The 16,013-nt window shown below is 69.8% G+C and carries 18 protein-coding genes; 4 read left to right on the top strand and 14 right to left on the bottom strand.

Annotated elements, in window-relative coordinates:
* Position 1: 1 nt before the first annotated feature.
* From ACVFYP_RS24430 to ACVFYP_RS24420, 3 genes are read right to left on the bottom strand one after another with little or no spacing between them, the layout of a single operon-like run.
* A complete protein-coding gene (locus tag ACVFYP_RS24430) occupies positions 2–748 on the bottom strand; it encodes a GNAT family N-acetyltransferase (RefSeq protein WP_499202838.1) in 747 nt (248 codons plus the stop codon).
* 2 nt (positions 749–750) lie between these two features.
* Positions 751–1,347 (bottom strand): HD domain-containing protein, encoded by a 597-nt coding sequence (locus ACVFYP_RS24425; RefSeq protein ID WP_499202837.1) that lies wholly within the window; start codon positions 1,345–1,347, stop codon positions 751–753.
* Complete coding sequence (locus ACVFYP_RS24420; protein ID WP_499202836.1) at positions 1,344–1,991, bottom strand: TetR/AcrR family transcriptional regulator; 648 nt, start codon at positions 1,989–1,991, stop codon at positions 1,344–1,346. Before ACVFYP_RS24420 ends, ACVFYP_RS24425 begins: the two co-directional genes overlap by 4 nt.
* An 82-nt stretch (positions 1,992–2,073) precedes the next feature.
* On the opposite strand from ACVFYP_RS24420, the gene ACVFYP_RS24415 reads away from it, so the two are divergent.
* Positions 2,074–2,304, top strand: coding sequence for a putative antibiotic biosynthesis monooxygenase (locus ACVFYP_RS24415; RefSeq protein ID WP_499202835.1), 231 nt, complete (start codon positions 2,074–2,076; stop codon positions 2,302–2,304).
* Positions 2,305–2,364: 60 nt separating this feature from the next.
* The gene (map, locus tag ACVFYP_RS24410) at positions 2,365–3,111 is read left to right on the top strand and encodes a type I methionyl aminopeptidase (protein ID WP_499202834.1); all 747 of its coding nucleotides are present in this window, start codon (positions 2,365–2,367) and stop codon (positions 3,109–3,111) included.
* Positions 3,112–3,159: 48 nt separating this feature from the next.
* On the opposite strand, the gene rho is transcribed toward map, so the two are convergent.
* The 7 genes from rho to ACVFYP_RS24375 form a co-directional block, all read right to left on the bottom strand.
* Positions 3,160–4,434 (bottom strand): transcription termination factor Rho, encoded by a 1,275-nt coding sequence (rho, locus tag ACVFYP_RS24405; RefSeq protein WP_216834699.1) that lies wholly within the window; start codon positions 4,432–4,434, stop codon positions 3,160–3,162.
* Positions 4,435–4,742: 308 nt separating this feature from the next.
* Positions 4,743–5,501 (bottom strand): hypothetical protein, encoded by a 759-nt coding sequence (locus ACVFYP_RS24400; protein ID WP_499202833.1) that lies wholly within the window; start codon positions 5,499–5,501, stop codon positions 4,743–4,745.
* 74 nt (positions 5,502–5,575) lie between these two features.
* Positions 5,576–6,028 (bottom strand): protoporphyrinogen oxidase HemJ, encoded by a 453-nt coding sequence (gene hemJ, locus ACVFYP_RS24395; protein ID WP_216875768.1) that lies wholly within the window; start codon positions 6,026–6,028, stop codon positions 5,576–5,578.
* Positions 6,025–6,702, bottom strand: coding sequence for an HAD family hydrolase (locus ACVFYP_RS24390; RefSeq protein ID WP_499202832.1), 678 nt, complete (start codon positions 6,700–6,702; stop codon positions 6,025–6,027). The genes hemJ and ACVFYP_RS24390 overlap by 4 nt, the downstream gene beginning before the upstream one ends.
* Entirely contained in the window at positions 6,699–7,838 is a 1,140-nt protein-coding gene (hemH, locus tag ACVFYP_RS24385) for a ferrochelatase (RefSeq protein WP_499202831.1), read from the bottom strand. Before hemH ends, ACVFYP_RS24390 begins: the two co-directional genes overlap by 4 nt.
* 100 nt (positions 7,839–7,938) lie before the next feature.
* Positions 7,939–9,336, bottom strand: coding sequence for an ATP-binding protein (locus ACVFYP_RS24380; protein WP_499202830.1), 1,398 nt, complete (start codon positions 9,334–9,336; stop codon positions 7,939–7,941).
* Positions 9,337–9,349: 13 nt separating this feature from the next.
* Entirely contained in the window at positions 9,350–10,492 is a 1,143-nt protein-coding gene (locus ACVFYP_RS24375) for a penicillin-binding protein activator (RefSeq protein ID WP_499202829.1), read from the bottom strand.
* Between the two features lie 113 nt (positions 10,493–10,605).
* Between ACVFYP_RS24375 and rsmI the strand changes: the two genes are divergently transcribed.
* Positions 10,606–11,493 (top strand): 16S rRNA (cytidine(1402)-2'-O)-methyltransferase, encoded by an 888-nt coding sequence (rsmI, locus tag ACVFYP_RS24370; RefSeq protein WP_499202828.1) that lies wholly within the window; start codon positions 10,606–10,608, stop codon positions 11,491–11,493.
* On the opposite strand, the gene ACVFYP_RS24365 is transcribed toward rsmI, so the two are convergent.
* Both ACVFYP_RS24365 and hemW read right to left on the bottom strand, forming a co-directional pair.
* Positions 11,457–12,545, bottom strand: coding sequence for a hypothetical protein (locus ACVFYP_RS24365; RefSeq protein WP_499202827.1), 1,089 nt, complete (start codon positions 12,543–12,545; stop codon positions 11,457–11,459). The genes rsmI and ACVFYP_RS24365 overlap by 37 nt on opposite strands.
* 128 nt (positions 12,546–12,673) lie before the next feature.
* Positions 12,674–13,837 carry a radical SAM family heme chaperone HemW gene (hemW, locus tag ACVFYP_RS24360; protein WP_499202826.1) on the bottom strand — a complete coding sequence of 388 codons (1,164 nt, stop codon included), beginning with the start codon at positions 13,835–13,837 and terminating at the stop codon, positions 12,674–12,676.
* Positions 13,838–13,854: 17 nt separating this feature from the next.
* Between hemW and ACVFYP_RS24355 the strand changes: the two genes are divergently transcribed.
* Positions 13,855–14,346: a YbaK/EbsC family protein gene (locus ACVFYP_RS24355; protein WP_499202825.1), complete on the top strand. Its 492-nt coding sequence runs from the start codon at positions 13,855–13,857 to the stop codon at positions 14,344–14,346.
* 9 nt (positions 14,347–14,355) lie between these two features.
* On the opposite strand, the gene ACVFYP_RS24350 is transcribed toward ACVFYP_RS24355, so the two are convergent.
* The gene (locus ACVFYP_RS24350) at positions 14,356–15,327 is read right to left on the bottom strand and encodes a quinone oxidoreductase family protein (protein WP_499202824.1); all 972 of its coding nucleotides are present in this window, start codon (positions 15,325–15,327) and stop codon (positions 14,356–14,358) included.
* Complete coding sequence (locus tag ACVFYP_RS24345) at positions 15,324–15,836, bottom strand: methylated-DNA--[protein]-cysteine S-methyltransferase (protein WP_499202823.1); 513 nt, start codon at positions 15,834–15,836, stop codon at positions 15,324–15,326. The genes ACVFYP_RS24350 and ACVFYP_RS24345 overlap by 4 nt, the downstream gene beginning before the upstream one ends.
* Between the last annotated feature and the right edge of the window lie 177 nt (positions 15,837–16,013).

Here is a 16,013-nt window from a genome sequence, read left to right as displayed (position 1 = left end):
CTCAGCCCTTCCGCAGCCAGTAGGCGTAGCGATAGTGCTCGGTCAGGCCGAGCCCCGCATTCATCGTGAGAGAGGCGATATTGGTGCAGGAGACCTGGGCATAGGCCCAGTCCGCGCCCTGGTCCGCCGCCCAGGCGCCGGCGGCCGCCATCACCCGCTGGCCGAGGCCGCGGCGGCGGAATTCGGGGCGCACCGCCAGATCGAAAAGCCCGGCGCAGCGGCCCTGGGCGGTGACGAAGGCGCTGGCGGCGGCGGTGCCTTCGATCTCCAGCAGCACCCAGGCGGCGGGGACGCCGAGCAGTTCGGCCATGCGGGCCTTTTCGGCACGGCGGGCGGGCGCCTGATGCTCGGCGGTGGCGACCACGGCCATCCATTCGGGATCGGCGCCGGTCAGGAAGCGCACGGCCGGATCGTGGCGGGCGAAGGCGGCGAGCGGGCCGCCAATCACCTGGCTGTGGTCATGGGCGGTGTAGCCGCGCGCGGCCAGAACGTCGGTGAGGCCCTCCGGGTCAAGCGGCGTGGATCGGAAGCGGCAGGTCTGGCCGGCGGCGGCATAAAAGGCCTCGGCGCGGGCGATGCGGGCGGGCAGGTCGGGGTCCGGGTGCGGGTCCAGGCCGCAGACGGCATTGGCGCGGCCTGTGCCGCCCAGGAAGCGCCGAAACACGAAGGGGCCGTCGAAGGCGAGGACGGGGGCGGGCACGGCGGTCAGCGTCGCCTGCTCGATCTCCAGTATGTCGGGTCGCGCCATGCTCAGGCCTCGGCCGCCAGGCGGGCCATGGCGTCGCGATAGGTGGCGTCGAACAGCACATCCAAACCCGGGTTGGCGCCCTTCAGCCCGCCGGCAACGCGCCCGGCCCAGCCGACATATTCGACGCGCCGCGCATGGTCCCAGCCGGCCGGCGGGCTGGCGGCGATGGCGCGCAGGTTGGAGATCTTGTCGGCCAGCTTCAGCATCTTGGCCCCGGGCGTGCGGCTGAGGGCGTGGCGCACCTGCAAGGCCTTGCGGGATTCCTTGGGCAGGGATTTGTCATCCGTCGCCTCCGCCACCAGGCCTGCGACCGTCTCGCCGAATTCGGCGACCAGGCGGGCATGGGTGATGGGGTCCGGGTCGGTGTCGCTGTCCTCCACCGTGTCGTGCAGCAGCGCGGCGAGGATCGCCTCCTCCGGCGCGCCATGTTCGGCCAGAAGCTGCGCCACCTCGATCACGTGGTTCACATAGGGCTCGGCGGCCGCGCCCTTGCGGCGATGGCCCGCATGGACGCGGGCGGCGAAGGCGGTGGCGCGCAGCAGGCGGGCCGTTGGGCTCTCTAAGACGCCGGCCTGGGCGCCTTCCGGGGTGTCGGTCATGGCTGACTTTGCGATTGGGGCGGCTGCTGGATGGTTAAGGCGCCGCCGCCGGCGGCGAGCACGGCCGCGACGATGCGGGCGACGTCATTGTCCCTGTCCCGCAACTGGTGGGTCAACAGGCGGTACCAGGAAAAGCCGAAGAGAAGGTCGAGCATCAGCGCGGTGTCAGCGGCCGGGTTCAGCTCCCCGCGCGCCATGGCGCGGGTCAGGATGGCCTTGGCCGATTCGCGCGCCCGGGGCAGGAATTCGTCGCGCAGGCTGCGCAGCACGGTGGGGTCCGCCTGGGCCTCCGCCAGGATGCTGCGATAGGCTTGGCCGGCGGGCGACAGGCGCCAGAAGTCGTGCAGCCGGGTCAGCAGCGCCACCAGTTCCCGCTGGGCGGAGCCGAGATCGGGGATGGGGGGCTGGGCCTGCTTTTCGCGGGCATAGACTTCCATCAGCAGGGCGGCCTTCGTCGGCCACCAGCGGTAGAGGGTGGGCTTGCCCGCCCCGGCGCGGCGGGCCACGGCTTCCATGGTCACGCCGGCATAGCCGGCCTCCGCCAGCAGGGCGGCGGCGGCGTCCAGAATGGCCTTGTGGCTGGCCGGGTTGCGGCTGCTGCCGATGGAGCCGCGGCGCGGCGAGGGATCCTCGGAATCCGACATGCGTCGTCCGTAGCACGGCGCTTGACGGAACGGAACGGCCCGTTCTATTGATACGAGCCGTACCGTTTAGTTGGATCATACCATGTCGAAGCCACCCACCGTGTCCCGCCCGCGCCTGGCACTCGCCTTGAGCGTCGGCGCCTATCCGCTGATCACCGCCTTGCTTTATCTCTGGGCGCCGATCCTGGGGCCCCGTCCGCCTTGGCAGACTGCGCTGGTGATCGTGCCCCAGATGATCGTGGGCATGATCTGGGGGATCACGCCGCTCGTTCACCGTCTGTTCGGGAGGTTCCTGCTGCGGCCGGCGCGTTGAGCCGTTGCCGCAACCCGGGGCGGTCGCCATTTTGGCCCTGTGGCGACCGAAAGCTCTGCAATGACCATCGAGAATCAGGACCAGCTCGAAAAACTCCGCATCGTCGGCAGGCTGGTGGCGCGCACCCTCGCGGCGATGGGCCAGGCGCTGGAGCCGGGCATGACCACCAAGGAGCTGGACGATTACGGCCGCGCCTTGCTGGAGAAGGAGGGTGCGCGCCCGGCGCCGGAGCTCGCCTATAATTTCCCGGGGGCGACCTGCATCTCGGTGGGGCCTGACTGCGCCCATGGCATTCCGGACGGCACCGTGGTGAAGCCGGGCGATCTCATCAATATCGACGTCTCGGCTGAGCTGGACGGGTATTTTGGGGACACTGGCGCCAGCTTCGCCGTCCCGCCGACCAGCGCCCGTATCGAGCGGCTTTGCCGCGACGGCCGGCGCGCGATGTGGGCCGGCATCCGCGCCGTGAAGCCCGGCGCCCGGCTGAACACGGTCGGCAAATCCATCGAGAGCTTCGCCCGGAAGAACGGCTACAGCCTGGTGCGCAATCTGGCGAGCCACGGCCTCGGCCGCTCGCTGCATGACGAGCCGGGCGAAATCCCGACCTGGTATGAGCCGCGCGACCGCCGCGTGATTCCGGAGGGCCTGGTCTTCACCATCGAGCCCTTCCTGTCGCTGGGCGCGGAAGGGGTCGAGGAACAGGATGACGGCTGGACGCTGCGTCCGCCGCGGCACCAGGCCACGGTGCAGTATGAGCACACACTGGTCGCGACCCGCCGCGGGCCGGTGATCCTGACGCTGGCCTGACCGCGATAAGTGCCGGCCGGCGCGAGGAGCGCGCCGACCGGCAGCGGATCAGGTGTTCATCGCGTCGAAGAAGTCCTGGTTGGTCTTGCTGTACTTCAGCTTGTCCAGCAGGAACTCCATGGAGTCCTGGGTGCCCATCGGGTTCAGGATGCGGCGCAGGACCCACATCTTCGACAGCGTCGCACGGTCCACCAGCAGCTCTTCCTTGCGGGTGCCGGACTTGGTGATGTCGATCGCCGGGAAGGTGCGCTTGTCCGACAGCTTGCGGTCGAGGATGAGCTCCGAGTTACCGGTGCCCTTGAACTCCTCGAAGATCACCTCGTCCATGCGGCTGCCGGTGTCGATCAGCGCGGTGGCGATGATGGTCAGCGAACCGCCTTCCTCGATGTTGCGCGCCGCGCCGAAGAAGCGCTTCGGGCGCTGCAAGGCATTGGCGTCCACGCCGCCGGTCAGCACCTTGCCGGAGGACGGCACGACCGAGTTGTAGGCGCGGCCGAGGCGGGTGATGGAGTCCAGCAGGATCACCACATCCCGCTTGTGCTCGACCAGGCGCTTGGCCTTTTCCAGCACCATTTCCGTGACCTGGACGTGGCGGGTGGCCGGCTCGTCGAAGGTGGAGGCGACGACCTCGCCGCGCACGGTGCGGGCCATGTCGGTGACTTCCTCGGGGCGCTCGTCGATCAGCAGGACGATGAGGAAGACGTCGGGGTGGTTGGCGGTGATGGACTTGGCGATGTTCTGCAGCATCACCGTCTTGCCAGTGCGCGGCGGCGCCACGACCAGGGCGCGCTGGCCCATGCCGATGGGGGCGACCAGGTCGATGATGCGATGCGTGTAGTCCTTGGTCGGACCCTTCGCGACGGCCTCGGCCTCGGGGTTTTCCATCTTCAGGCGCCGCGTCGGGTACAGCGGCGTCAGGTTGTCGAAGTTGATGCGGTGCTTGAGCGCCTCGGGCGGCTCGAAATTGATGGTGTCGACCTTCAGCAGGGCGAAGTAGCGCTCGCCATCCTTCGGCGCCCGGATCTGGCCTTCCACCGTATCGCCGGTGCGCAGGCCGAAGCGGCGCACCTGGGCGGGGGAGACGTAGATGTCGTCGGGGCCGGGCAGGAAGTTGGCCTGCGGGCTGCGCAGGAAGCCGAAACCGTCCGGCAGGATTTCCAGCGTGCCGTCGCCGTAGATGGCCTGCTCATTCTCCGCGAGCGTCTTCAGGATCGCGAACATGATGTCCTGCTTGCGCAGCGACGACGCGTTCTCGACCTGCAGGGACTCTGCGAAGGCGAGGAGATCGGCCGGGGACTTGGCCTTGAGTTCGGAGAGATGCATGTGCGGACGCGTCCGTCGTGCGCGAGGAAGGGGGCCTGGGGTCTCGGTCTGGCCCCTGCCGCCGCCACTGCGCGTGGCGGGGTGAAGGCCATTCCCGCGCCGCGATCCCGTTGCACGGGCTGGGTTGCGGCGACCAGGAGAAGTCTGAGGAGAGGAGGGACCAGCTACGCCGCAGAACGCGACGCTACGCCGATTTGTCGGAACGACACCACGACCCTATGGGCCACGGGCTGCACCGTCAATCCGCACATGGCGGTTTTTGCAGGGCTTTGCAAGCCCGCCATGCCATGTGCCGGCGTGGCGGGGGTTTAGCGCTTCTGTTGCAGGAAGACCGGGCGATCCGTCATGCCGGTGTGCCGGTCGCCGAATTCGCCGATATACAGGCCGTATTGATGATGCTCGGCCAGCGCCTTGTTCATCCGTCGGCTCGCCTTGGCGAAGACGGCCCCATAGCCAGGGATATCGTCGCACATCATCCGTTCCGCCACGATCCGCTCCCGCAGCGTGCCGTTGCCGCCGATCACCGCCTGGGCATCGTGCCAGCGCGTGTAGCTGCTGTCGCTGCTGCCGATGAAGTTGAGCAGGGCGCTGACATCCGTCTCGACGGGCCAGGCCTCCCCCTCGCGCTGGCTGGTCCAGGGATAGATCACCATCAGCCACAGCTTCGGCCCGGCGATGACGAAGTGCAGGCGGATGTCGAACCTGCGGTCGGGTGGGGGGATGACACCGAGGAAGATGCCGATGTCCTCGGTCGAGAAGCCGATCGAGGCCGTGTTGCACATCTTCTGCTTGTAGGGATGCACATGCCAGTTTCCGACATAACTCGGGATCTGGCTGTTCTCCCTCGTATTGAGCTGCACCCCGGTCTGATGGCCCCGGATCGGCTCGTCAGTCACCACACGATTGGCCGCCCAGTAAAGGCTGGAGCCGTATTCCACCCCCTCTGCCTCGGCTTCTTCACGTCCCTGGAAGAAGACCTGCGCCAGCCCACCCCCCACCTCGAGCTGCGAGGGGATGGCAAGGTGTGGATTGCTGCGGGACTGGACGAGAAAGTCCTCGATCACCATCGCGACGTAACCCTCCCCACGGTTGTTGTGGACAGGATCGCAACAACCTGCGCGGGCGGGCAAGCACGGAACCGTCAGAACGGCTTCACGATCACCATGATGACGATGACGATCATCAGCAGCGTCGGCGCCTCGTTCCAGTAGCGCCAGGCGCGCTCCGTGCGCGGCCGTCCATCTGCTTCGAAGCGCTTGCGGGCGGCGCCCAGCATGCCGTGGAAGCCGGACATCAGCAGCACCGCGGTCAGCTTCATGTGCCACCAGCCGGCGGTCCAATCGACCACGCCCGGGGTCAGCACCAGCGCCAGGCCGAGCACCCAGGTGGCGATCATCGCCGGGTTCATAATGGCCTTCAGCAGGCGGCGCTCCATCACCTTGAACAGCTCGGACCGCGGATCGCCGACCGGCGTCTGGAAATGGTAGATGTAGAGCCGAGGCAGGTAGAACAGCCCGGCCATCCAGGCGATCACGGCGATCAGATGCAGCGCCTTGGTCCAGGGGTAGAGCGGCGCCAGCAGGTCGAGCGTCATGCGGCCGGCTCTAGACCCAGCAACCCGGGCAGGGCCGACATCTCGAAGAAGGGCTCGGCGCCCACGGCGCGCAGCGCGGCCGGATCGCTGGCATGGGCGAAGCCCAGCACGCGGCAGCCGGCGGCGCGGCCGGCGCGGCTGCCCGTCACGCTGTCCTCCACCACCACGCAATGATGCGGATCGGCGCCACAGGATTCGGCCGCCGCGCGGTACATGTCCGGCGCCGGCTTAGGCTGGGCCACGTCGTCATAGGAGAAGGTGCGGCCCCGAAAGGTCGCGGTCAGGCCCAACCGGCGCAGCTTGGTGGCGAGTTCGGCGCGGGAGGAGTTGCTGGCCACCGCGACGGGGATGCCGGCGGCGACGATGGCCTGCACAGCGGCAAGCGCGCCGGGCACCGCCGGCACCTCCTGCTCCAGCGCTAGCAGCACGCGGCGCACAATGCCCTCGACGAAATCGCCCGGCACACTGTCCGGGCCCAGCCGCGCCTCGATGAGCGGAACGATGCCGCGCCAGGACAGGCCGATGAAGCGGCGCTCCGCCTCCGCCGCATCCATCTCCCAGCCCAGCTCGGTGATGGCCTGGGCGATGACCTGGTTGTGCATCGCCTCGCTATCGGCCAGCACGCCGTCGCAATCGAACAGCACCGCCTGGGGGCGGGCGATGGCGTGGCTCATGCTGGCACCTTGGCGCGGCCGCCGGTGTTCACATCCCGCAGCAGCACATGGGAGCAATCGCCGAAGCGGTTCGGGCATTGCCGGGGGCCGGCGAAGGAACACAACGGCCGGCCCTGGCCACGCGCATGGCGCACCAGCGCGGCCAAGGCGGCGATGAAGCCGGGGTCGGAATTCTGGGCCGGCGCCCGGAAGTAGCCGGGTACGCCGAGTTTCTCGGCTTCCTCCCGGTATTCCACATCGAGTTCGACCAGGGTTTCGGAATGCTCTGCCGTGAAGGCGATCGGCACCACCAGCACCGCCACCTTGTCATGCGCCGCCCGCTCCAGCTCCACCTCGGTGGAGGGGGAGATCCACTTTTGGGGGGTGACGCGGGACTGGTAGCAGACGACGTGATCGAGCCCGGGCAGGTCCAGGCGTTCCACCACGCGCTCCACCGTCTGCTCGACCTGCCACTGATAGGGGTCGCCGGCCTCCACGATGGTCTCGGGCAGGCCGTGGGCGCTGAACAGCACGCGGAGCGGAATGGCCGGGTCCAGCTCCGCCCGTGCCTTGTCCCAGGCGGCGCGCACCTGGCGTGCGGTGGCGGCGGAGAAATCGGGGAAGGAGTGGAAGCAGCAGAGCGTCGTGGTCGGCGCCACCAGCCCGGCGCGCTTCGCCGCCTTCTCCCAGGCAATGGCGCTGCTGCCCGTGGTGGTGGTGGAGAATTGCGGATAGAGCGGCAGCAGCAGCACTTCCTCCGCCCCCCAGGCCTTCACCGCGGCGGCGGTCTCGTCGCTCATCGGGTGCCAGTAGCGCATGGCGACGAAGCACTTGGCCTCCACCTCGTCCTCCGCGTTCAGCACCGCTTCCAGAGCCTCGCCCTGGGCGATGGTCAGCTCCAGCAGCGGCGATTTGCCGCCGAGGATGGCGTAGTTCTCGGTGGCCGGCTTGGTCCGGCGATAGGCAATCAGCCGGCCGAGGAGCGGGCGGATGAAGCCCGGCACCCGCAGGATCGCGGGGTCGGTGAACAGGTTGACCAGGAAGGGCCGGATGCTCTCCGGCTTGTCCGGCCCGCCGAGGTTGAGCAGCACGACCGCGAGCCGCTTCCGGCTGGCAGGGGCGGCGGGGAACGGCACGGTCGGGGCGTTGGATTGCATCACCGACCGGACATGCCACGTCGCGGCCCGGGGTCAAGGGGAAGCGGTCCCGGATGCTGCGATGCCGTCCGAATTTCACGGGATGGCGGCGTCCGCCGCGCTACGCCGACGGCAGCCAGACCCGGAAGGTGGAGCCGACACCTTCCTCGCTGTCGATCTGCATCTGGCCACGATGGCGGTTGACGATGTGCTTGACGATGGCGAGCCCCAGCCCGGTGCCGCCGGCGTTGCGACCCCGACCGCGATCCACCCGGTAGAAGCGCTCCGTCAGGCGCGGCAGGTGCTGGCGCGGGATGCCCGGCCCGTCATCGGCCACGGTCAGCACCAGGCCGGGGCGGGCGGGCCAGCGGGGGGGCATCGTCTCCTCCGCCCGCGCCACGCTCAGGCGGATGGTGCCACCCTCCCGCCCATAGCGGACGGCATTTTCCAGCAGGTTGCGCAGCACCTGGGCGAGCTGGCCGGCATCGGCCGGGCTGGCGATCAGGCCGGGCGCGGCATCGATCGCCACCTGGGCGCCCCGGCCGGCCAGGATCGGACCCATGGCCTCCACCTCCGCCGCCGCCAGCGCGCTGAGATCGACCTGTCCGGTCGGCGGCTGATGTTCCGTGATCTCGATGCGGGACAGGCCCAGCAGGTCGTCGATCAGCCGGCGCATGCGATCCGCCTGTTCAGCCATGATGCTGAGGAATCGGGCGCTGGCCTCCCGGTCATCCTCGGCCGGGCCACGCAGGGTCTCGATGAAGCCGATCAGGCTGGCGAGTGGGGTGCGCAGCTCATGGCTGGCATTGGCGACGAAATCCGCGCGCATCCGCTCCACCGCCCGATCGCGCGTGCGGTCCGACAGCACCAGCAGCAGGCGGCCGCCATCGCCCAGTGGCGGGTCCATCGGCACGGCATGGATGCGCAATTCACGCGGCACGGGCACCGGCAGGGCGATATCCGCCGTCTGTGGCACGCCGCCGGACAAGGCGGCCGCCACGGCCTCGGCCAAGGCGGGATGGCGCAGCAGCGCGGCGAGGTCGCCGCCGCTGCCGGGGGCGCCGCCGAACAGGCTGCGCGCCTCCGCATTCGCGCGCAGCGGGGCGCCATCGGCATCCAGCACCACCAGCGGGTCGGGCAGGCGTTCGATGATCGCCTCATCGGCCTGGCGCAGGCGGGAGATTTGTTCGGTGCGGGCCTGGAGCACGCGGGCGACGCGCCGGGCGGTTTCCGCCACCTCCGCCACCGAGGGCAGCAGCAGCGGCCCGGCGAGTTCCGGCACGGTGCCGGTGCCGCCTTCCGCCGCCTGCCGCAGGGCGGCGGCGAGACTGTCCAGATTGCCGAGCCAGATGCGGGAGACGGTGAGCGCCGCGACCATGGTGCTGGCCAGCGCCAGCATGCCGGGAAGCGCCGCCAACTCACCGCCCAGCAGCAGCAGCAGCAGGGCGATGGCCGGCACGCCGCCGATCAGCGCAGCGCCGGCCAGCCAGCGGCCTGTGGGGGGGGCGGCGACCGGCATCCGGAGGCGGGGGCTAGGAGCCCGGCGCGCCGGGTTGCGGCGCCTGCTCGATGAGCTGGGGCTCGCTGCCGGTGCCCACGGCATAGACCGCCAGGCCGCGCCGCGTCTGGCCATCCGGCAGCAGCAGCACGGGCCCGTCGGCGCCCGCGAAACCCTCCCCACCCAGGCCGTCACCGGCCATGGCCTGGCCCGGCGTGGTGCCGTTGCGCAGCGCACGGGTGGCGATGGCTGCGGCGTCATAGGCCGTGGCGGCGATGCGCGGCGGCGTTTCGCGGAAGGCGTCGCGGTAGCGGGCCTCGAAGCGGGCGCGGGCGCGGCCATCGGGGCCTGCGAACCAGGCGCCGGCCAACGCCGGTTCCCGGCCCAGGCTGCTGTCGCTGAGCCAGAGCGCCGTGCCGAGCATGCGCGGCGTCTGGCCGCCGGCCTGGGCTTCCGACATCCAGGTGGCGGCGAAGCGGCGGGCGCGTTCACCGGTCTCCCCGATCAGCACCGCATCGGCCCGGCTGCCGGAGACGCGGGCGCCGGAGGCGGCCATGGCCGGCTCGGCATTGGCCGGATGCAGCGCAATGCTGGGCGCCGGCAGGCCGAGATCGGAGGTGGCGCCGCGCAGCGCCGTGGCCAAGGCGCGGCCGAACTCGTTATCCGGCGCGCCAAGGGCGAAGTTCTGCGCGCCCTGCGCCGCGGCGGCGGCCACCACGCGGCGGACCTGCTGCTGCGGCGTGATGCCAAGCACCCAGACACCACCGCCGGCGCGCTGCGAATCATTGGTGAAGGCCAGCACCGGGACATTGGCGGCCCGTGCCGGGCCGGCAACGGCGGCGACCTCGGCGCTGGTCAGCGGGCCGATCAGGATGCGCGCGCCATCGGCGATGGCGGCGCGGGCGGCGGCGGCGGCGCCGTTGGGGGTGCCGCCGGTGTCCCGCGGGGCGATCTCGATGCCCGACTGCGATTCATCGAACAGCGCCATGTAGCCGGCATTCAGCATGGCTTGGCCGAGCGGCGCCTGCGGACCGGTCAGCGGCAGCAGCATCGCGGCGCGCTGCGGGCCGACGGGTCCAGGCATCTGCGCGCCACCGATGGGCGGCGCCACGCCGATGAAGGAGGGGCGGGGGGCTTGCGGCGCACAGGCGGCGAGGCCCAGAACGGTGGCCAGCAACGCGCCAAGCGATGCCCGGCCAAGGCGGCGGCGGCCCTGCGGCGCTGCCACCGACCGAGGCGCAACGGGCGCTTGGGGCTGCGGAGCGGTGAACAGGTGGCGGGACGAGTGACGTGGCAAACGGCGACCCTCCTGAGCGTGTGACGCCCCCGGAAGCCCCGCTTGGGCTTTCCCTGGTGGCGACACCCATCGGCAATCTCGGCGACCTGTCGCCCCGGGCGCTCGCTGTGCTCGGCGCGGTGGATGCCGTGCTCTGCGAGGACACCAGGGTAACAGGCCAGTTGTTACAGCGTTATGGCGCCTCTGCGACGCTGCTGCCACTGCATGACCACAACGAGGCGGAAATGATACCCCGCTTGTTGGCTCGTCTTGAAGGCGGGGCGCGGTTGGCGCTCGCTTCCGATGCCGGCACGCCGCTGGTCTCCGACCCCGGATACCGGCTGGTGCGTGCTGTCATCGAAGCTGGCCTCCCGGTCACCGCCATTCCCGGACCCAACGCGGCGGTGGTCGCCCTGACGCTGTCGGGCCTGCCGCCTCACCCTTTCGTGTTCCTGGGCTTCCTGCCGCCGAAGGAGGGGCCCAGATCGGCCGCGATCGCGCGGCATCGGGCGGCGGAGCGGGCGGGGCTTTCCGCCACGCTGGTGCTGCATGAGGCGCCACACCGTCTGGCCGAGACCCTGGCCTCGCTGGCCGAGGGTTTGGGCGGCGAGCGGCCAGCGGCGGTGGCGCGGGAATTGACCAAGCGCTTTGAGGAGGTGCGGCGCGGCAGCCTGACGGCGCTCGCAGCGCATTACGCGACGGAGGCAGCGCGCGGCGAGATCTGCATCTGTGTCGGCCCGGCGCCGGAGGAGACGACGGAGGCCGCAGATCTCGACGCCCAGCTTCGGGCGGCCATGGCCGGTCAGAGCCTGCGGGATGCGGCGGCGATGGTGGCGGCGGCGACCGGCCTGCCGCGCAAGCAGGTCTATGCGCGGGCTCTGGAGCTTTCGGCGGGGCGCTGAGGCGCCGTGGGCGTCACCTTCAGGCTGAACAGCCGCACGCCCTGCGCCACCAGGCTGCGGGTGTCACCCAGCAGGCCGGGGATCACCGTCTGGTCCGGCCGCAGGGTGATGGAGAGTGGCTGTGGCGCGGTTGTCGGCGGCAATTTCAGCGAAGCCGTCAGCTGGCCCTTCATGGAGATCGCCACCTGCTGGGTCGGCAGGTCCAGGCCGTCCGTGCTGATCTGGACCTTGTTGTTGAGGAAGCGGTTGCCACCGAGGTCCAGTGTCAGGCGGGCGCCTGAGGGCAGAGGCGGGAGGGTCATGGTGAGAAGCGCGGCATTGCCGTCGGTCCAGACACCCCGGTCCTCGGGCTTCGACCAATTGGCCGCGAGCAGCGCCTGTTGGGCATCGCCGTTGAGTGTCTTGCCAAAGGCGTAGCGCCGGCCGCTCTCCAGCAAGGGCCAGCTTTCGGGTGACAGGCGGCTGACAACCGGCAACTGGGCCTCCAGCTCATCCAGGATGCCGTCACGGGTGGCGACGAAGGCGGGGCTCAGATAGTCCCGTTCCCGGATGGTGTAGCCCAGGCCCCTGATCTTCCGAACGATATAGGCCGGGTCGTGCATGATGCGGCTGGCCTCGAGGAAGGGGAATTTCATGAATTCCTGATCGAGGGCCTGAATCGAATGCACATAGCCCCAGCCCCGCTTCCGCAGGCTGTGGATCACCGCCCGCAGGTCGCGCCGGATATAGAGGACCTGGAACCGGTCGGGATGGTCCCGCAAATAGCGCAGCGTGTGGAAGGGCTGCACCACGTCCTTCATCAGATGAGGAATGCCGGAGCTGAAGATATCGTCATAGACCTGAGCGATGCCGGCGTAGTTTTCCGGACGCTGGTCGAAGAACTTCATGTCGTAGATGGCGGGCGGACAATTCTCCGGCCAACGCTGCCAGTTCAGGACCTCGCCGGCTGTCGCGCTTGGCTTGGCCAGATCCATGGCCTCGAACATGATCCGGTAAGTTTCACTGGTGAAGCCACGCGGAAAGCCGATGAGCAGGATGGATTTGGTGTTCATGCAAGGCGGGGTCCGGTTCCAGGGCCGATCGCGTGGGGGGCTGATGCGTGGCGGATGCGTGACGGTGGAGGCTGTGTAACCTCAACCCGTCCATGTGACCAACATCCGGCCCGCGGGGCGGGCCCGACTCAGCGGACCAGATGCGGCAGCAGCGCATCCAGGCGCAGCAGGCCGTCCGGCGTGGCCCTCAGCCGCGTTGGTCCCTGCCAGGCCAGGAGTCCCTCTTCCAACAGGGCAGTCAGGGCGTCGGGCTCGACACATTCGAGGAAGGGAAGGCCGCTGCGGCGTTCGATGCGCGTCGTGTCGATGCCTTCCGTCAGCCGCAGCCCCATCAGCAACGCCTCCCGCGCCCGGTCGCGGGGGGAGAGGGCTTCCTCCTCCACCACCGCATGGCCATCGCGCTGGACCCGGGCGAGCCATTCCTCCGGCGCGCGGTGGCGGCGGGCGGCCATCAGGCTGCCGTCGGGCAGGGTCAGGCGCTGATGCGCGCCGGCGCCGATGCCGAGATAGTCGCCATAGCGCCAATAGGCGAGGTTGTGGCGGCTTTCGGCGCCGGGCTGGGCGTAGTTGGAAATCTCATAGGGCAGCAGGCCGAAGCGCCCGGCTTCCTCGGCGGTGGCGGTGTAGAGGCGGGCGGCCTCGTCACCCTCCGGCAGGGTGAAGGCGCCGCGGCCGAACAGGGTAGCGAATTGCGTGCCTGGCTCGATGGTGAGCTGGTAGAGCGAGAGATGGTCGGCCGCCAGCGCCAGGGCCTGTCGCAGCTCCGCCCGCCAGGCGGCTTCGGCCTGGCCGGGGCGGGCATAGATCAGGTCGAAGGAGACACGCGGGAAGGTGGCGCGGGCCTGTTCCAGGGCCGTGATCGCCTCCCTCGTATCGTGCTTGCGGCCAAGGAAGGCCAGCGCTGCGGGGTCGAGCGCCTGGACGCCGAGCGAGACGCGGTTGACGCCGGCCGCGCGGAAGTCGCGGAGTTTTTGCAGCTCGACGCTGGTGGGATTGGCCTCCAGCGTGATTTCGAGATCCGGCTCGGCGTCGAACAGGCGCGCCGCATCCTCGATCAACGCGGCGGCGGTGGCGGGCGCCATCAGGCTCGGCGTGCCGCCACCGAAGAAGATGCTGGCCAGGCGGCGGCGCCCGCTGTGGTTGGCGCGGGCGGCTTCCCGCGACAACTCCTGGCGCAGCGCGGCGGCGAAGGCGGCCTGGTCCACGCGGTCGCGGACATGGCTGTTGAAGTCGCAATAGGGGCACTTGGCGGCGCAGAAGGGCCAGTGGATGTAGAGGGCGAGAGGTTCCATTGGCGGGAGATATGGCGATGTCGGGCGGGTCTGTCGAACGGGTGAGGGCGGCGCTTCGGGCGGCGGGGCATGCGGACAGTGTGGCGGCCTTCCCCGATGGCACCCGCAGCGCGGCGGAGGCCGCGGCGGCCGTGGGCTGCGACGTGGCGCAGATCGCCAAATCCATCATCTTTCGGGCGGGGGATCGCCCGGTGTTGGTCATCGCCTCCGGCGCCAACCGTGTCGACATGGCGAAGGTGGCGGCGGCGCTGAGTGCTGGCGCGGCCGCGCCGCTGTTTCACGTGAAACGCGCCGATGGGAGCTGGGTGCGGGAGGTGACGGGCTTCGCCATCGGTGGCGTGGCGCCGCTGGGCCATGCGACGCCGCCGCTGGTGCTGGTCGATGAGGACCTGTTCCGCTTCGAGCGGGTCTGGGCGGCCGCGGGCTCGCCCATGCATGTCTTCGAGACCACGCCGGAGGCGCTGCTCAGCCTTTCTGGCGGTCAGCGCGCGGAGGTGCGCGAAGGCTGAGTTGCATCTTCAGGGGAGCAGGACCGTGCTGCCGGTGGTCTTGCGGGCTTCCAGAGCGCGATGGGCCTCCGCTGCATCCTTCAGCGCAAAAGTCTGGTTGACGCGGATCTTCACGGCCCCCTTGGCGACCACATCGAACAAGGCCGCCGAATGGGCTTCCAGGTCTTCGCGCTTGGCCGTGTAGGTCGCGAGCGTCGGGCGGGTGAGGTAGAGCGAGCCCTTGGCGGCCAGGATGCCGATATCGGTGGTGACCGGGCCGGAGGCGTTGCCGTAGGACACCATCATCCCGTAGGGCGCCAGGCAGTCTAGCGAGGGCGTGAAGCTGTCGCGGCCAACGCTGTCATAGACCACGGGCAGCATGGCACCGCCGGTGATCTCCTTCACCTGGGCCGGCAGGGTCTCCAGCCCGATGACGATGTGATCCGCGCCATGCGCTTTGGCGAGCGCCGCTTTTTCCTCGGTGCTGACGCAGCCGATGACCGTGCAGCCGAGATGCTTGGCCCATTGCGTCATGATGAGGCCAACGCCGCCGGCCGCAGCGTGGACCAGAATGGTCTGGCCTGGCTGCACCTTGTAGGTGCGGGTCAGCAGGAAGCCCGCCGTCATGCCCTGCAGCATCATGGCGGCGGCCTGTTCGGGGGCAATCGCCTCCGGCACCTTCACCAGGCGGTCGGCCTTGATGGTGCGCGCTTCGGCATAGGCCCCGATCGGCGCGGTGGCATAGGCGACGCGATCGCCAGGGGCGACATGGGTAACACCTTCGCCCACGGCCTCGACCACGCCGGCGGCCTCCATGCCGATCGTGGCGGGCAGGGACGGCGCCTTGTAGAGCCCCGTGCGGAAATAGACGTCGATGTAGTTCAGGCCGACGGCCTGGTGCCGGACCAGAGCCTCCCCGGGTTTGGGGGCGGGGACGGGCACTTCCTCCCACACCAGCTTCTCGGGACCGCCATATTCGTGCACGCGGATGGCATGGTTCATGGGGGTGTCGTCCCTGGGGCTTGATGGAGGGGGAGGTCGGCCTGCGGGCCTTCAGAGGTCGGACGGGTGCGCCGCTCCAGTTCGAGCAACACGCGCTTGGTGGGGGCGCCTTCGCCCCCGGAATAGCCGCCGATCCTGCCGCCGGCGGCCACCACCCGGTGGCAGGGGATCAGGATCGGGATCGGGTTCGCGCCATTGGCCTGGCCGATGGCGCGGGCGGAGGAACCGAGCAGGCGGGCCAGATCGCCATAGGATCGGGTCTCGCCGGGCGGAATGGCCCGCAACGCGGCCCATACCCTTTGCTGGAAGGCGGATCCGAAGGGGGCGAGCGGAAGGTCGAATTCCGTCCGGACCCCATCGAAGTAGTCCTGAAGCTGGGTGACCGCGGCGCGCAGCAGCGGTGTCGCCGACTGATCGCGGCCGCGGCCCCAGTCGAGTGCCACGATCGCGTCGTCTTCGGCCGATAACGTCACCTCCCCGATCGGGGTGAGGCAGGAGAGCTGGGGCATTCACATTCGTCCAGGGGACCGCCATGCGCCACATTCCGCAGACGGTCGTCAAGCGGGGCTCATTCTACAACCCTTTCGGCCCGCCTGTCGCGGCATCCGCCCGCGCCCGCCCTGGCGGCGTCGTCGCGGCCTCGCTAAATGACGCCGAGACCCAGGCTGCCCGCGCCATCCGGAGGT

This window comes from Roseomonas sp. F4 (assembly GCF_053891155.1).
The sequence above is the reverse complement of the archived record's forward strand: the minus strand, read 5'-3'. Positions and strand labels throughout refer to the sequence as shown.

Excerpts from the sequence above, each read along its gene's own strand:
- ACVFYP_RS24430 (WP_499202838.1), bottom strand. The coding sequence starts at position 748 with ATGGCGCGACCCGACATACTGGAGATCGAGCAGGCGACGCTGACCGCC.
- ACVFYP_RS24425 (WP_499202837.1), bottom strand. The coding sequence starts at position 1,347 with ATGACCGACACCCCGGAAGGCGCCCAGGCCGGCGTCTTAGAGAGCCCA.
- ACVFYP_RS24420 (WP_499202836.1), bottom strand. The coding sequence starts at position 1,991 with ATGTCGGATTCCGAGGATCCCTCGCCGCGCCGCGGCTCCATCGGCAGC.
- ACVFYP_RS24415 (WP_499202835.1), top strand. The coding sequence starts at position 2,074 with ATGTCGAAGCCACCCACCGTGTCCCGCCCGCGCCTGGCACTCGCCTTG.
- map (WP_499202834.1), top strand. The coding sequence starts at position 2,365 with ATGACCATCGAGAATCAGGACCAGCTCGAAAAACTCCGCATCGTCGGC.
- rho (WP_216834699.1), bottom strand. The coding sequence starts at position 4,434 with ATGCATCTCTCCGAACTCAAGGCCAAGTCCCCGGCCGATCTCCTCGCC.
- ACVFYP_RS24400 (WP_499202833.1), bottom strand. The coding sequence starts at position 5,501 with ATGGTGATCGAGGACTTTCTCGTCCAGTCCCGCAGCAATCCACACCTT.
- hemJ (WP_216875768.1), bottom strand. The coding sequence starts at position 6,028 with ATGACGCTCGACCTGCTGGCGCCGCTCTACCCCTGGACCAAGGCGCTG.
- ACVFYP_RS24390 (WP_499202832.1), bottom strand. The coding sequence starts at position 6,702 with ATGAGCCACGCCATCGCCCGCCCCCAGGCGGTGCTGTTCGATTGCGAC.
- hemH (WP_499202831.1), bottom strand. The coding sequence starts at position 7,838 with ATGCAATCCAACGCCCCGACCGTGCCGTTCCCCGCCGCCCCTGCCAGC.
- ACVFYP_RS24380 (WP_499202830.1), bottom strand. The coding sequence starts at position 9,336 with ATGCCGGTCGCCGCCCCCCCCACAGGCCGCTGGCTGGCCGGCGCTGCG.
- ACVFYP_RS24365 (WP_499202827.1), bottom strand. The coding sequence starts at position 12,545 with ATGAACACCAAATCCATCCTGCTCATCGGCTTTCCGCGTGGCTTCACC.
- hemW (WP_499202826.1), bottom strand. The coding sequence starts at position 13,837 with ATGGAACCTCTCGCCCTCTACATCCACTGGCCCTTCTGCGCCGCCAAG.
- ACVFYP_RS24355 (WP_499202825.1), top strand. The coding sequence starts at position 13,855 with ATGTCGGGCGGGTCTGTCGAACGGGTGAGGGCGGCGCTTCGGGCGGCG.
- ACVFYP_RS24350 (WP_499202824.1), bottom strand. The coding sequence starts at position 15,327 with ATGAACCATGCCATCCGCGTGCACGAATATGGCGGTCCCGAGAAGCTG.
- ACVFYP_RS24345 (WP_499202823.1), bottom strand. The coding sequence starts at position 15,836 with ATGCCCCAGCTCTCCTGCCTCACCCCGATCGGGGAGGTGACGTTATCG.